General features: G+C 64.0%; 12 protein-coding genes. 6 read left to right on the plus strand and 6 right to left on the minus strand.

Annotation, left to right across the window (positions count from 1 at the left end; all coding sequences use genetic code 11):
• Nucleotides 1-44 precede the first annotated feature (44 nt).
• Nucleotides 45-284 carry a hypothetical protein gene (locus WCE05_RS02930; protein WP_225787495.1) on the minus strand — a complete coding sequence of 80 codons (240 nt, stop codon included), beginning with the start codon at nucleotides 282-284 and terminating at the stop codon, nucleotides 45-47.
• A gap of 99 nt (nucleotides 285-383) precedes the next feature.
• Here WCE05_RS02930 and betT point away from each other — a divergent pair, with 99 nt between their 5' ends.
• Nucleotides 384-2,387 (plus strand): choline BCCT transporter BetT, encoded by a 2,004-nt coding sequence (betT, locus tag WCE05_RS02935; RefSeq protein WP_368815416.1) that lies wholly within the window; start codon nucleotides 384-386, stop codon nucleotides 2,385-2,387.
• 231 nt (nucleotides 2,388-2,618) lie between these two features.
• Nucleotides 2,619-7,214 (plus strand): DUF6543 domain-containing protein, encoded by a 4,596-nt coding sequence (locus tag WCE05_RS02940; RefSeq protein ID WP_368815417.1) that lies wholly within the window; start codon nucleotides 2,619-2,621, stop codon nucleotides 7,212-7,214.
• A gap of 5 nt (nucleotides 7,215-7,219) precedes the next feature.
• Here the strand turns inward: WCE05_RS02940 and WCE05_RS02945 are convergent, their stop codons facing one another.
• The 4 genes from WCE05_RS02945 to gpmI form a co-directional block, all read right to left on the minus strand.
• On the minus strand, nucleotides 7,220-7,984 hold the full coding sequence (locus WCE05_RS02945; RefSeq protein WP_368815418.1) for a divergent polysaccharide deacetylase family protein: 765 nt from the start codon (nucleotides 7,982-7,984) through the stop codon (nucleotides 7,220-7,222).
• A gap of 8 nt (nucleotides 7,985-7,992) precedes the next feature.
• Entirely contained in the window at nucleotides 7,993-9,309 is a 1,317-nt protein-coding gene (locus tag WCE05_RS02950; protein WP_368815419.1) for a S41 family peptidase, read from the minus strand.
• 138 nt (nucleotides 9,310-9,447) lie between these two features.
• On the minus strand, nucleotides 9,448-10,728 hold the full coding sequence (locus WCE05_RS02955; protein ID WP_368815420.1) for a murein hydrolase activator EnvC: 1,281 nt from the start codon (nucleotides 10,726-10,728) through the stop codon (nucleotides 9,448-9,450).
• Between the two features lie 228 nt (nucleotides 10,729-10,956).
• A complete protein-coding gene (gene gpmI, locus WCE05_RS02960) occupies nucleotides 10,957-12,492 on the minus strand; it encodes a 2,3-bisphosphoglycerate-independent phosphoglycerate mutase (RefSeq protein ID WP_368815421.1) in 1,536 nt (511 codons plus the stop codon).
• A 206-nt stretch (nucleotides 12,493-12,698) separates the two neighbouring features.
• Here gpmI and WCE05_RS02965 point away from each other — a divergent pair, with 206 nt between their 5' ends.
• From WCE05_RS02965 to secB, 3 genes are read left to right on the plus strand one after another with little or no spacing between them, the layout of a single operon-like run.
• Nucleotides 12,699-13,112, plus strand: a complete 414-nt coding sequence (locus WCE05_RS02965; protein WP_225787488.1) for a rhodanese-like domain-containing protein — start codon at nucleotides 12,699-12,701, stop codon at nucleotides 13,110-13,112.
• A 2-nt stretch (nucleotides 13,113-13,114) separates the two neighbouring features.
• Nucleotides 13,115-13,369, plus strand: a complete 255-nt coding sequence (gene grxC / locus WCE05_RS02970) for a glutaredoxin 3 (protein WP_225787487.1) — start codon at nucleotides 13,115-13,117, stop codon at nucleotides 13,367-13,369.
• A gap of 38 nt (nucleotides 13,370-13,407) precedes the next feature.
• Nucleotides 13,408-13,893 (plus strand): protein-export chaperone SecB, encoded by a 486-nt coding sequence (gene secB, locus WCE05_RS02975; protein WP_225787486.1) that lies wholly within the window; start codon nucleotides 13,408-13,410, stop codon nucleotides 13,891-13,893.
• Nucleotides 13,894-14,161: 268 nt separating this feature from the next.
• Here the strand turns inward: secB and trmL are convergent, their stop codons facing one another.
• On the minus strand, nucleotides 14,162-14,617 hold the full coding sequence (trmL, locus tag WCE05_RS02980) for a tRNA (uridine(34)/cytosine(34)/5-carboxymethylaminomethyluridine(34)-2'-O)-methyltransferase TrmL (protein ID WP_368815422.1): 456 nt from the start codon (nucleotides 14,615-14,617) through the stop codon (nucleotides 14,162-14,164).
• Between trmL and WCE05_RS02985 the strand changes: the two genes are divergently transcribed.
• Nucleotides 14,616-15,053 carry a hypothetical protein gene (locus WCE05_RS02985; protein WP_368815423.1) on the plus strand — a complete coding sequence of 146 codons (438 nt, stop codon included), beginning with the start codon at nucleotides 14,616-14,618 and terminating at the stop codon, nucleotides 15,051-15,053. The two genes, trmL and WCE05_RS02985, sit on opposite strands and share 2 nt — an antisense overlap.
• Nucleotides 15,054-15,366 lie beyond the last annotated feature (313 nt).

A 15,366-nucleotide genomic window follows, 5' to 3' on the forward strand; every position in this document is an offset into this window, starting at 1 on the left:
GGCTGACTCGGCGAAGGCCAGTCTATTTTGTTTTGATTGAACGTTCAATCAATAAAGAATAAGCTCTGCGACAATTTGTGCCATTGACAGTTTTTCAGGCGGTCGAGCAGGCACGGATTGACACCCCAGGAAATCGCGTAACCCCCGGAATACAAGGCGTTGACGGGCATGAGCGATGCATGTGGCAGATTCTGCCGAACGGTCGTTGGCTGTGCGGCAAGCCCTCGGAGCGGGGCTTCGGTCTGTTTTTTCGCATCGATTCGATTCGGGATCACGGTTTCCAAGGTGCTTTTATAACACCTGACGCAGTGGGGCTATTGCACCATTTGCTCGGGAAAAGACTGATTAGCCTCCACTCCCGCACTGCCCGGAGCATTCGTGCAATGAGTTCTGCCTCCCTAACCAAACCCCCCGCCGAGAGGGTCCGGGTCAACAGCGTGGTGTTCTACACCTCGGCGCTGCTGATCCTCGTGTTGACTGCCTTGCTTATCGCTGTCCCTGACACTGCCGGCCGTGTGCTCGGCGTCGCCCAGTCGTGGCTGACGCGCACGTTCGGCTGGTACTACATGCTGGTGATCTGCGGCTACCTGCTGTTCGTGATCGTTCTTGCCTTCTCCGACTTCGGCAAGCTCAAGCTTGGCGGCAAGGATGACAAGCCGGACTTCAGCTATGGCGCCTGGGCCGGCATGCTGTTTTCCTCTGGTATCGGTATCTCGCTGCTGTACTTCGGCGCCTCCGAGCCGCTGGACCACTACTTCAACCCGCCGGAAGGCACGCCCGCCAGCCTCGAGGCTGCACGCCAGGGCCTGCAACTGACCTTCCTGCACTGGGGGCTGCACGGCTGGGCGATCTACGCCCTGGTGGGCCTGGCCGTGGGTTACTTCGCCTATCGTCACAACCAGCCGCTGGCCCTGCGCTCGGCCCTGTACCCACTGGTCGGCGAGCGTTGGGTCAAGGGTGGCGCCGGCCATGCCGTGGACATCTTCGGCATGTTCGTCACCCTGTTGGGCCTGGTGACCAACCTGGGGATCGGTTCGATGCAGGTGGCATCGGGCCTGGAATACCTGTTCGGCATGGACCACAGCAAGACCAACCTGCTGGCGGTGATCCTGACCATGAGCAGCGTGGCCACCATCGCCGCGGTGTCGGGCGTGGAGAACGGCATCCGCCGCCTGTCCAACCTGAACATCCTGCTGTTCAGCGGCTTGCTGGTGTTCGTCCTGCTGGGCGGCAACACCCTGCACCTGCTCAACGGCTTCGTGCAGAACGTTGGCGACTACCTCAACGGCATCGTGCTCAAGACCTTCGACCTCTACGTGTACGAGGGCGAAAGTGGCAAGTCCGAGCGCTGGCTGGGTCTGTGGACCGTGTTCTACTGGGCCTGGTGGATTTCCTGGGGCCCGTTCGTCGGCATGTTCATCGCCCGTATTTCCAAGGGCCGCACCGTGCGTGAACTGGTCGCCGGTGTGTTGCTGATCCCGCTGGGCTTCACCCTGGCCTGGCTGTCGATCTTCGGCAACACCGCGTTGGACCTGGTGATCAACCAGGGCGCGGTGGAGCTGGGCAAGACTGCCTTGGAGCAGCCGTCGATGTCGATCTACCAGTTGCTGGAATACTTCCCGGCGGCCAAGATCGTCGTCGGTGTGGCGGTGTTCGTCGGCTTCGTGCTGTTCCTCACGCCGGCCGACTCCGGTGCGGTGATGATGGCCAATCTGTCGTGCAAGGGCGGCCAGGTGGATGAAGACGCGCCCAAGTGGCTGCGCATCTTCTGGTCGGCGGTGATCACCCTGGTGACCATCGGCCTGCTGTTCGCTGGCAACTTCGAGGCGATGCAGACCATGGTGGTGCTGGCCGGCCTGCCGTTCTCGGTGGTCCTGGTGCTGTTCATGTTCGGCCTGTACAAGGCCATGAAACAGGATGCCCAGGTCGAGCAGGAGCGTGCCGAGCTGGCTGCCCGTGGTCGTCGTGGCTTCAGCGAGCGCCTGACCCAGCTCGAGCTGCAGCCGACCCAGGCCGTGGTCCAGCGCTTCATGGACAAGCAGGTCAGCCCGGCCCTGAAGGAAGCCGCGGCGCAGTTGCGTACCCTGGGCTTCGAGGTCGAGACCCGTGTCGGCCAGTCCCGTGCCCTGATGGGCCTGCGGGTGATGATGGAGGAGGGCAACCCCTTCGTCTATGAGGTGAGCCTGGATGGCTACCTGGCCGCGCCGAGCGAGGCGCCGGTCGAAGGTGAACCGCAAGTACGCCAGCGCTTCTACCGCGCCGAGGTGTACCTGCACGATGGCAGCCAGGAGTACGACCTGATGGGCTTCACCCCTGACCAGATCGTGCGTGACGTGCTGGATCAGTTCGAGAGCCACCGCCAGTTGCTGGGGCGCGTGTACAGCTGATCGAGGCTGAAGTGGGCAGGGGCCCGGCGTGCGAGCGTCGGGCCCCTGTCGTTTCGGGAGCGGTAAGTCGTCAGTTGCAATATGTAGTGCCTGTGGCGAGGGGATGCGACGCATCGTTGGCGGCTCATCAACCAGCAGGCCAATCCCATGACGCACCCATCGACCCCGATATTCGATTTCAAAGCCGCTGCCGCCAGGCAGTTCGCCAGCCGACCGACCCTGCGCCAGGTGGTGAGCAAGCAGGTCCTGGACCTGTTGCTCCAACAGCTTCCCTGGCTGGCCTATGTCGAACCCAAGCTGGTGGACGCCGATCCGCTCATGCTCGACAGCCCCGATCCCGATACCGAGTACTGGACCACCGAACCCTTGGTGGACGTGGTGCTGCAGGCGATGCTGGAGGGCAAACCGCTGGACCTGGAGCCCATTGGCGCGCGTGCCCATAACCTTGGGCTGGCGGACACCCATCGTTTTCCTGGTTCCCACAGCGCGTTCGATACACGGCGCCTGGCGGGAACGAGCGAAGCGTTCAACGAACTCCTGTCACGTTTGACGGAGCACTTCTGCCAGGCGCAGGTGGACTACTGGCGTGGTCAGGGGACCTCCGGCAAGAGCCGTGATCAGTGGTTGCAGTTGCTGTTGAAGATGGCGCTGCTGCGCAACCTGCCCCTGCAAGGGTTGGACGAGCAGCAGCAAGCTGTCATTCGTGGCTTGGTCAAGGGCGGTGCGCAGCAACCCCCGGTCTTTGTCGTGCAGGCCCATCTGACGGTGGGCGATCGGCATTTCAACGAGGTGCAGCCTGGTCTGCTGGTCACCGGTGAGTGGGATGAGCGGCACGTTGTCCTGTGGTGTTCGCCATCGAGTCAGGTCAGGGCATTCGATACCCTGGATGATTTTGCCCTGGCGCTGCGCGACGAACTCGCCCTTCGCTACCATTTCGACGCCCTGCGCTGGGACCGCCAGGCACTCGAAGGCGATGTGTTCGCCCAACAATGCACGCTGCTGCTCGCCCGCATGCTCGACAACATCGGGCGGGCGCGCTACCGGGACCTCACCGTGGCGCAGATGGAGCGCCTTTTCGCCGACCTCAGCGACCCTGCGCAGTGGTTCGTCGAGGGTTACTACATCGAGGAAAGCGCCACGGTCATACCGCCACCCGGCATCCACTGGGCGTCGGCCAACGACAGCTTCGCCTACCAAGAGGCGCTGTTGGACCTGGCGCTGGATCACGCCGATGCCGGCGGGCTGGCGGCGCTGGATGGCGTCCTGGACCTGCAAAGCTACACCCGCCAGCGCCTGCGGGAGCGGATGCTGGCGGACTACCCGGTGGAGGCCAACTACTTCCCTGACGATCTGATCCTGGAGCTTGAAATCGCCCGTGGCATGCCGGGTGGCGCCGCCACAGGCAGTGGAGGCGGCGAGCCGCTGGAGCCGGCAGGCGAAAAGACCCTCACCGAGTTCGCCATCGGCAACCTCAGTTCGCTCGCAGGCGCCGTCATCAAAGGGATCAGGCATCGGGACGATCAACTGATCATGCCTTGGATGAATGCCGACTACCTCAAGTCGCTGGTGCAGGCCGTCGATATCGGGGGCAACTATCCCCGCTACGTGGCCGATGCCCTGAACGACCCGCAGACGCGTTCCGAGCGTACCAGGCGGTTTGCCCGGGAATGGCGCCAGTCCTTGGTGTTCAGCGCCCTGCAGGCGAAGCTCGATCGCAAGATCACGGAGCTGGGGCTGCAATGCATCGTCGACTTCTGCAGGGGCCATGTCGATAGTGTGTTGCCGAACATCGCGCTGATCCCGCTCGCCTTCAAGCGTCAGCCCCATTCCGCGAAGCATGACCTGGTTCGCGGCATGTATGTGCTTTTTTCGGCCGAGCCTGCCGTGGTGCTGCTGTATCGCCCCCTGTATGGCCATGATCCGCTACGGCAGTTCGCCAGCATCGAGGCGATGATGGCGGGTATCCGTGAGTCCGAGTCGCTCCAGGCCAGCATGGTGAACTGGATGGAACCCCATGTGCGGCATATCTATGACCACGGCGGGTTCACCGAACCCCATGTCACCAGCATCGGCATGGACCCTTACGACCTGCCTGAAAAGCCCGAGCCCGCTGCACTGGGTGCACGCCTGTGGCTGACCGACGTGGATGAAAAGCTGTACACGGCGAACTACGAGCTGTTGCTGGAACTCGCCAACCGGCAGGCAACCTCCACTGCGCAAAGCCGCTGGGCGATCCTCAGCCAGGGCGCCTGGCTGCTGTTCGACCTGGCCACGCTGCTGTTGCGCGGGCCCGTCGCTTCGGCAGCCTGGCTCGTGCAGGCTATCTCCAGCCTCGAGCGCGATACCGGGGCTTTCGAGCAAGGCAGCGAATTCGACCGCAGCGCTGCCACCGTCGACCTGATCGTGAACCTTGGCATGGCGTTGTTGCATGCGCGCCTGCCAAGCGAGGCCCCGGCAAGCTCGCAGCCGCTGCCCGGCGCTGCCGCTTTCGATGGGCCGCCCGCGCAAGACGGCGGCTACCAGGCAATGCGTGTCAGGCCAACCCAGGGCAAGGTCGGCATGGCCGGGCCGTTGGCGTTTGCGTTGGCGCCGAGCGAGGCGGGCCTGCAGCTCGATTTCTCCTGGCGTGGCAATCGGGGCTTCAACTGGCTGGCGCCGGAACAGCGCAAGGCATTGATGGCCATGCGTTCGAAGGTCGGTCTCGATGGTTTGCAGTCTTCGGCGGATGGGCTCTATCAGCTCGGCGAGCAGCGCTATGTGACGATGCTGGGTGAAACCTTTGCCGTGAGTGTGCTGGAGGAGGGCGTCCGAGTCGTCGATGCCGCAGGCAACCTGGGGCCTTGGCTGTCGTTCGAGCTAGGGGCCTGGCGTATCGACTCGCAATTGCGCTTGAGAGGGGGCGCGCCCGAAGGGCGTGTCAAGCAGGCCTTTGGCAGACTGTACGCGTCCTCCAACGACCTCACCCGCAGGACCAACGAGGCCGGGGAGGTTTTCACTCACCTTGGCAGGGAGATCGTCACCTTGCAGGGCAAGGTCGATAGCCTCGAAAAATTGAAGGAGGCCGAGAACGCCAGGCGCAAAGCGGCCGAGGAAGACAAGAGCGTGCCCTTTGACTGGGCTGGCTCCGACAGGATGATCGACTCCTACGATAAGCGCTGCGCCGAATTCGCTGCACAGGTGAAATCCAAGCGGTTGCTGGCTGTCGAGCATCTCGAGATCACGGTACGGCTCGACCGCGAGCAGCGTGGTGTCCTGGAGAGCATGCTCGAAGCCAAGTATGGCTCCTTTCTCAATGACCAGCTTGAAGAGAGCATAAGGCAGCAGAGGATCCAGGTCGTGACCAACCTGATCCGTAACAGTGACTTTATCCTTAACGAGCTCAAGAGCCTGGCGGATTATCCGCATATCAACGAGCTGATGAGGCGGCACGAGGGACGTGTCATCTCGGAAGTCCGCGAGGGCTACCAGGAGCTTCGCGTTTATCTACAAGCGTTGACCGAGTTTCAGGAGCGTATGCTCGATGCCATGGGCGTATTGGACGAGCTGTTGACCGAGGCACCCCGTGACCTGGATATCGGTATGGTGGATACCCGGCGGACAGTGACCGAACTGATCGATGAGCGAAAATACTCAACCGTCGACTTTCGTTTCCAGCATGCCCTGGTCCTGGCGGAACTGACCTTGCATCTGGATCTCGCCACGGGAGAGCGACGGGTGGCGCGGATCAGGGAAGGGCTTGCAGGTACTCGGCTCAGAAGTGCAGCCAACGCTCATGGTGAGTCGCTCATGTCCAACCTGGATGTGGCCGACAGGATCAGCATCCTGCAGGAGGCATGGGACGAGTATGCCGCGGCGATCATCCGTACCTTGTACATCGAGCGTACGGGTGGGGCGATGATCGATGTCGCGATGCTCGCGCGCTACCGGACGCACATGCAACTGCTCAAGGACGACGCCGGGCGTCGATTGGTCGCTGCCATCGCCGAGCAAGACGGTACGCCGCTTCCATCCCCGACGTACTCGGCCTACAGGATTTCCAGCGATCACCAGCGAGTGCTGCACAACAACGCAGGCCAGATCGTCATCGCCACCGAAGTACAGGAAGATGGGCGCACCGTCTATGAAGTGCGCGCCCCATTCAACGGAGACATCCTGCAGGTCTTTGACTTCAAGGACGGTGCCTGGGTAGAGCGCCCTGGCCAGCCGCTCAAGCCGATCCCGTTGGACGAAGGGAGCGACGATGCGCAGGTACAGGCCTTGCTCAACGACAACCAGGAGGTTATCTCCATCGCCAGGGCGTATGTTGACGAGGGCGCAAACGGCGCGGCACTGGAGGCCCTGCTTCAACGTCAGGTGGATCGGTTGCAGCACGCGGCTGCGGAGTTGGCCGAGCGGGGGGCGGGCGAGGGTGTGAGGGCTCGTCTGCACACCGGGGTACAGGACCTGGAGTCGCTCAGGATCAGCCTGTTGACCGAACTGTACACGCGCACCAAGTACCCGACCGCCGATGCCTTGCGCTTCCTCCATGACCAGCGATTGATCAAGGTGGATTATGTCAGGCGCGATACGTCGGCCATGACCAGCCCTTTCGACGAGTTCAAGATCACGCGCTTGAATACTCCCGGTGTCGACAAGGGGAGGGCCATCTGGGCTGCGCATTTTCATCTGCTTTCGCAGGATGCGCCGCTGGCGGACTTCACCCATGGGCACCTCAAGCTCTGGACCCATCGGCACTTGGGGCGGCGCTACGAAACCGTCAGTGGTGAGCGGGTGCATCGGGGGCGCCTGACGCATGCCGATGTGGCAGGCATCATTCCCTTGACGTAAGCGGCTTAGCGGTTCGTGTAACGGCCTTGCCTGCCATGAGCAGGCATGGCCTGGTTGCCGCGTTCGGCGATCATCTGCTCAAGGCCGATCAATTCGATGCCCTGGCTCCGTAGCCGGGGCATTTCCTTTTCCAGCACCTCGAGGGTCTGGGGGTAGGGGTGACCGATCAGCACCGCCGAGCCCTGTTTGCGCGCCAGCTCGATGCCTTGGCGCAGTTGCCCGGCGATGGCTTCGCTGGTGCGTACGTCATCCAGGAACACGTCTCGCGAGACGTGCGCCAGCCCCTGCGCTTGCGCCTCGGCCGCCGCCACCGTGGCCGCGCTGGTGCGGCTGTCGACGAAGAACAGGTGGCGCCGCTGCAGCTCGCTCATCAGCCAGGCCATAGGTTCGCGGTGGGCGGTCATGCGGCTACCCATGTGGTTGTTGATCCCGGCAGCGAAGGGCACCTTGGCCAAGGCGGCGTCCAGGCGCCGGGCCAGTTCCTCGATCGGCGTGCCGGGGTGCCAGGCGTAGGGGCCGGTGGCCGGGTCCATGGGCATGTGCAGGATGACCGTCTTGCCAGCCTTGTGGGCCTGGCGAGCGAAGTCGGTGGCATGGGGCGTGTCGGGCATGATGGCCAGCGTGACCGGGCCAGGCAGGGCGAGGGTGCGGTTGTCGCGTTCGATGCTCTGCCCCAGGTCGTCGATGATGATGCTCATGTAGGCCTTGGCCGGCGCCGCGTGAGCGACACCGGCCAGCAGGCAGGACAGGGCCAGCAACAGCAAGCGCATGGGCTGGGTCAGTCGCCCTTGGTGATGTTCAGGCCCTTGAGCAGGCTCAGGGCCTGGCTGAGCTGGAAGTCATCGTCCTGCGGGCGCTCCTTGCGCTTGCTGCTGCCGGATGGTCGGTCGGCGCCGCCATTGCCATTGCCCAGGTGGCCCTGCAGGTCGGCTTCCTTGAAGTTGTCGGTGTCGGCCTCGGCGGTGAGTTTGGCCGGGCGCACCTCGATGTCCGGGACGATGCCCTGGGCCTGGATCGAGCGGCCGTTGGGGGTGAAGTACAGCGCGGTGGTGAGCTTGAGCGCACGGTCGTTGGCCAGCGGCAGCACGGTCTGCACCGAGCCTTTGCCGAAACTGTCGGTGCCCATGAGCACCGCGCGTTTCTGGTCCTGCAGGGCGCCGGCGACGATTTCCGAGGCCGAGGCGCTGCCGCCGTTGATCAGCACCACCAGCGGAACGCGCTCGCTGGCGTCGGCAGGGTTGGCGGAGAAGCGCAGCTCGGAATTGGCGATGCGGCCCTTGGTATAGACGATCAGGCCCTTGGTGAGGAAGTGGTCGGCCACTTCCACCGCCGACTGCAGCACGCCGCCGGGGTTGTTGCGCAGGTCCAGGACCAGACCGCGCAATTTCTTGCCGTTGTCCTTGCGCAGCTTGGCCAGAGCCTTGCCCACCTCGTCGCCGGTCTTGACCTGGAACTGGGTGATGCGGATGTAGCCGTAGTCGTTCTCCAGCAACTGGCTCTTGACGCTCTTGACCTGGATCACCGCGCGGGCGAGCGTCACGTCGAATGGCGTACCGCCATCGCGCACCAGGGTCAGGGTGATCTTCTCGCCGACCTTGCCACGCATCTTGTCGACCGCTTCGGTCATGCTCTGGCCGCGGGTCGGGGCGCCGTTGATCTTGACGATCAGGTCACCTGCCTCGATGCCCGCGCGCGAGGCGGGGGTGTCGTCGATTGGCGACACCACCTTGACGAAGCCGTCCTCCATGCCGACCTCGATGCCCAGGCCGCCGAATTCGCCGCTGGTGCTTTCCTGCAGCTCCTGGAAGTCTTCCGGGCCGAGGTAGGCCGAGTGCGGGTCTAGGTTGCTGAGCATGCCCTTGATGGCGTTCTCCAGCAGGGTCTTGTCGTCCACCGGCTCGACGTAGGCGGCCTTGATGCGGTCCATGACCTCGGCGAAGGTGCGCAGTTCGTCCAGCGGCAGGGGGGCCTTGGCCGTCACCTCGGTGGCGGGCACCGCGGCAGGCCTGGTCGGTTCGGCGGCGATGGCCAGGGGCGCGCCGACCACCAGGGCGATGGTCAGGGCCAACTGGGTGAGGCGAGGCGAGTGCAGCATGTCGAACGAACTCCTGATCCTGTTGGCGCTCCGCGAGGAGCATCGGCGCAGCCAGGGCCTGCGCTACGCCGTAAGAGAGTGAATGTGCCTAGTGGCCTGCGTGCTCGATTCGTGCACTCGAATCAACCGCCCGGGCCACTAGCCACGGCACCATTGCGCAGGGTCGGTCGGGCGGCCCTGCTGGCGAATGGCGAAGTACAGGCCTGCGCTGTCCTGCCCACCGCTGTCGCCGACGGTGGAGATGGCCTCGCCGGCCTTGACGATGTCGCCGGCGCTCTTGAGCAGGCTCTGGTTGTGGCCGTACAGGCTCAGGTAACCGTTGCCATGATCGAGAATGACCAGAAGTCCGGCGCCGCGCAACCAGTCGGCGAACACCACGCGTCCGCCGTGCACGGCACGTACCTGGGTGCCCGGCGCGGCACCGATCATCACGCCGTCCCACTTGGCCCGGGCATCGCCGCCTCGCGCATCGCCGAAGCGTGCCAGCAATCGACCATTGACCGGCCATGGAAGTTTGCCACGCGCGGCAGAAAATGCGCCGCCGTAGCTGGCGCCAGTACTGGACACCATCGGGCCGAGGGTGGTGCGGGCCTTTTTCGGTGCCTCTTCCTCGCGGTTGGCCGAGGCTTGCTGCTGGCGGCGTCGCTCGGCTTCCTGCTGGGCCAGGAGCGCCTTCTTGCGTGCCTCCTCGGCTTCGCGGGCCTGGCGCGCCAGGGTTTCCTCGATGGTCTTGAGTACCTTGGTCAGCTCGGCCTGGTCCTGCTGGCGGGCCTGGAGCTTCTTGTCGCGCGCCTTCAGGTCGCTGTCGAGTTTGGCCAGGACCTGCCGGCGCTCACTGCGCACGGCCTCGAGCGCCTGGCGACGGCTGTCGAGGTTGCCGCGCTGGACCAGCAACTGGGCCTGCTGGCGGCTGATGTCCTGTTCGACGCTGGCCAGTTGGCGCAGGGTTTCGTTGAAGGCGCGCAATTGCTCCAGGCGCGCCTTGCTCAGGTAGTCGTAGTAGGTCAGGGTGCGGGCGAATTTCTCGGGGTTCTGCTGGTTGAGCAGCAGCTTGAGGTATTCCTCGCGGCCGTTCTGGTAGGCGGAGCGGGCCTGGATGGCGATCAGTCGTTGTTGTTCAACGCGGGCGCTCTGGAGTTTTTTTTTCTCGGTATCAAGGCGCTCCAGCTCGCCCTCGGTCTTTTTTAGTTCCTGTTGCAGAGCCTCCACCTGCTTTTCGAGATTGCCGATGTCGGTCTCGGTGGCCTTGAGGTCTTTCTGCACGCCGGACTTCTCCGCCTGCAGCTTGCCCAGCATCTTCTTCAGCTCGGCGATGTCCTGGCGGGTGGCGTCCAGTTGTTGCTGGGTCTGCGCGCGCTCATCGGCGAAGGCCGGGCTGAGCAGGCAGGACAGGGCGAGTAGGATCAGGGCGCGGAGCATGGAGTCGGGCGTACCAGGGATGGAGACTGGCCTAGTATGCCCGCCTGGGGCTGCAAAAAAAACGTTTCGCGGTATCAGCGGCAAGCTTCGAGCTGCAAGCGGCAAGAAAAAGCTCAACTGGCGGCCTGTGCTGTCAGTCAGGCGGGGCCTTGTGATCCTGGGGCTGCAAGCCGGCTCCCACAGGGACCGCGCCGCTCTTGAGGTTGGCGCAGAACCTGTGGGGGGCGCTCAGCCGTCGACCAGAATGGAGGTCCCGGTCATTTGCGCCGGTTTTTCCAGGCCCAGCAGCTTGAGCATGGTCGGCGCCACGTCGGCCAGCACGCCGCCTTCGCGGACCTTGAGGTTGCGCTTGCCAACATAGATGAACGGTACGGGCTCGGTGGTGTGGGCGGTGTGCGCCTGGCCGGTGCACTCGTCTTCCATCTGCTCGACGTTGCCGTGGTCGGCGGTGATCAGCGCCTCGCCGCCGACCTGCTCCAGGGCCTCGACGATGCGCCCGACGCAGTTGTCCAGGGCCTCGACCGCCTTGACCGCGGCGTCGAACACGCCGGTATGGCCGACCATGTCGCCGTTGGCGTAGTTGACCACGATCACGTCATAGCGCTGCTGCTCGATGGCCTCGACGATACGGTCGGTGACCTCCGGCGCGCTCATCTCTGGCTGCAGGTCGTAGGTGGCGACCTTCGGCGACGGGATGAGGATGCGCTCCTCGCCCTCGAACGGCTCTTCGCGCCCGCCCGAGAAGAAGAAGGTGACGTGGGCGTACTTCTCGGTCTCGGCGATGCGCAGCTGGGTCTTGCCGTGCTTGGCCAGGTATTCGCCGAGCACGTTGTCCAGGCTGGCCGGGGCGAAGGCCGCCGGGGCGGGGATCTTGGCCGAGTACTGGGTCAGGCCGATGTAGGCGGCGAGCTTGGGCAGGCGCGTGCGCGGGAACTCGTTGAAATCGGCCTCGACGAACACGCGGGACAGCTCGCGTGCGCGGTCGGCGCGGAAGTTCATGAAGACGACGGCGTCGCCATCCTCGACCTTGACCGCCTCGCCGATGCGGGTGGCCTTGACGAACTCGTCGCTCTCGTCGCGGGCATAGGCTGCCTGCAGGCCGGCCACGGCATTATCGGCGCTGTATTGGGCGACGCTGTCGACGATCAGCTCGTAGGCGGCGCTGACGCGGTCCCAGCGATTGTCGCGGTCCATGGCGTAGTAGCGGCCGATGATGCTGGCGATACGGCCCTTGCCCAGGCGGGCGAAGGTGGCGTCGAGCAGCTCGAGGGACGATTGCGCGCTGCGCGGTGGCGTGTCGCGGCCATCGAGGAAGGCGTGCAGGTAGATCTTCTCGGCGCCCCGCTGGGCGGCGAGTTCGGCCATGGCGATGATGTGGTCCTGGTGGCTGTGCACGCCGCCATCGGAGAGCAGGCCGAGGATGTGCACGGCCTTGCCGGCGGAGGCCGCCTTGTCCACCGCATCGGTGAGGACCGGATTGTGGAAGAACTCGCCGTCGCGGATGGCCTTGGTCACGCGGGTGAAGTCCTGGTACACCACGCGCCCGGCACCGAGGTTCATGTGACCGACCTCGGAGTTGCCCATCTGCCCGTCGGGCAGGCCGACATCCATGCCCGAGCCGGAGATCAGGCCGTGCGGCTGGCTGGCGCGCAGGCGATCGTAGACGGGGGTGTTGGCTGCGAAGATGGCGTTGTACTCGGGGCTTTCGCTGTGACCGAAACCATCCAGGATGATCAGGACCAGGGGTTTAGGCGTGCTCGTCATCAATCCCACTCACGGTTGTTCAAAGATGATAAAGACACGCATTTTAGGGCAAATACGCCATGTGCGGCGAATATTCCTCCTGGCGCCCGACCAGCGCCGCCACAGACCGGACATGAAAGCTGTTTCGCGGCCGGTCCGTCGGGCTTTGGCCGGCTTGGGGGGCTGTGTATACTGACCGGCATTTTCAATCGCGTGGAACACCCCTGATGGTTGCTAACCTGATTCAATTTGCGACAAACCACTACATCCTGGTGGCGATCTTCTTTGTTCTGCTGATCCTGCTGCTGGTCAACGAAATCCGCCGTGGCGGCCAGAGCCTGAGCAGTGGCCAGCTGACCGCACTGATCAACGCCGAGAAAGGCGTGGTGATCGACATTCGTCCGAGCAAGGAGTACTCGTCCGGCCACATCGTCGGCGCGCTGAACATCCCGCAGGACAAGCTGGTCAACCGTATGGCCGAGCTGGAAAAGCACAAGGGCAAGACCCTGATCGTGGTAGACAGCATGGGCCAGCAATCCGGCTCCATCTGCCGCGAGCTGCTCAAGGCGGGCTACACCGCCGCCAAGCTCAGCGGTGGCGTTTCCAGCTGGAAAGCCGATAACCTGCCCCTGGTGAAGTGAACATGAAGCCTGTCATCGTCTATTCCAGCGACTACTGCCCCTATTGCATGCGCGCCAAGTACCTGCTCGAGAGCAAGGGCGTGGCGTTCGAGGAAATCAAGGTCGATGGCAAGCCGCAGGTGCGTGCCGAGATGAGCCAGAAGGCCGGCCGCACCTCGGTGCCGCAGATCTGGATCGGCAGTACCCATGTCGGTGGATGCGATGACCTCTATGCCCTGGAGCGGGCGGGCAAGCTCGATGCCCTGCTCGAGGCCTGACTCACACCTTTTTCAAGACCATTAGGAAAAGATCTGCCATGACCGACCAACAGAACAACGGCGCAGCCGCCGACGACAACGCCCCGCAATTCTCCATGCAGCGCATCTACGTGCGCGACCTGTCCTTCGAGGCACCGAAGAGCCCGCAGATCTTCCGCCAGCAGTGGGAGCCGAGCGTCTCGCTGGACCTGAACACCAAGCAGAAGGCCCTGGAAGGCGACTTCCACGAAGTGGTGCTGACCCTGTCGGTGACCGTCAAGAACGGTGAGGAAGTCGCCTTCATCGCCGAGGTGCAGCAGGCGGGCATCTTCCTGATCAAGAACCTCGACGCGGCCTCCATGAGCCACACCCTCGGCGCGTTCTGCCCGAACATCCTGTTCCCGTACGCCCGCGAGACCCTGGACAGCCTGGTGACCCGTGGTTCGTTCCCGGCCCTGATGCTGTCGCCGGTCAACTTCGACGCCCTGTACGCGCAAGAAATGCAGCGCATGCAGGAGGCCGGCGAGGCGCCTTCGCTGCAGTGATCTGCCGCGAGAGACGAAAACCCTGCGGGGTAATGCTGTTCACTTAAGTCTGATGTGGCATCGATTGGGGCTGCCTTGCAGCCCTTCGCGGGCGAGCCCGCTCCCACAGGATCGTGCATTCCTTGAGGTTTGCAGCGTACTTGTGGGAGCGGGCTTGCCCGCGAAGGGCCGCAAGGCGGCCCCAATTGCTTAAGTGAACAGCATTACCCCGTGGGGCGCTTTTTTCATGGAGTGTGTCGGCGGAGCTGGCGTTGTCGGTACCGGCACCTCAAGCAAACCCTTGCTGGCGCCACGCCTCGTACACCGTCACCGCCACCGTATTGGACAGGTTCAGACTGCGGCACCCTGGCCGCATCGGTAGGCGCAGGCGCTGCTCGGCCGGCAGGCTGTCCAGCACCTCAGCCGGCAGGCCACGGCTCTCGGGGCCGAACAGGAAGGCGTCGCCCGGCTCATAGTCGACTTCATGAAACGGATGCGAGCCCTTGGTGGTGAAGGCGAACAAGCGCGGATGGTCAAGGCTTTCCAGGCATCCTGCCAGGCTCTGGTGGCGTTTGAGCGTGGCATACTCGTGGTAGTCCAGCCCTGCCCGGCGCAGGCGCTTGTCGTCCAGCTCGAAGCCCAGCGGTTCGATCAGGTGCAGGTCGCAACCGCTGTTGGCGCAGAGCCGGATGATGTTGCCGGTATTCGGCGGAATCTCTGGTTGAAAGAGGATGACGTGAAACATGCACGGCTCCAGACATGAAGATGACGAGCATTCTACCCTCGAACCCGACCCGCGTTCGAAGGCCTGGCCGCGCGTGCTGTTTTCCCTGGCTATCGTCGGCCTGATGGTCGGCCTGATGATCGGTCGCCTGACCGCGCCCGAGGAGCACGTGCTGGAGCGGGTGGAGGTGGTGCAGGACGGCCTGGACCTGTGGTTCGACGACGAGCCTAGGTTGCGTGGGGAGAACGTGGACGGGACCTTGGCCTTGCTGTTCCAGGCCGAAGGCAAGGCCCAGCAGGGCCAGTTGCGCTTGCAGGGGAAGCCGGTGGGTTGGCGTGTGCGCAAAAGCGAGGAAGGGTTGTTGCTGACCGTGGTCGCCGCGCGCCCCCTGCACGGCGAATGGGCCGGTGCGAAGGAGGCGGGGCGCTGGCGGGTGCAGGTGAGGCTGCACGAATAAAAGAGGGGATATCCCGGCCTGCCTGTACCGAGGTCCCCAAAACTGGAGATACCTGGCTTATTGCAGATGCCGTGCCAGTTTTGCAAAGCCCGGAAATAGTGGGGTTGGAGCGGTTTTTCTGGGGGATTTTCGGGCCAGCATGCATCTGGGCGGTGCAGCGGGCACAGAATCGGTGCGCGGGGGGATTGATGGCGATCCTGGCGAAGGCGGGGCTGCAAAGCAGCCCCACAGGTGTGCCGTTGCGCTTGAGTGCGGCGCCGGACCCTGTGGGAGCGGGCCTGCCCGCGAAAGCGCCTGTGGGGTAACGCGAAAC

The sequence above is a fragment of the Pseudomonas sp. I2 genome (assembly GCF_040984075.1).
Classification (GTDB): Bacteria; Pseudomonadota; Gammaproteobacteria; order Pseudomonadales; family Pseudomonadaceae; genus Aquipseudomonas; species Aquipseudomonas guariconensis_B.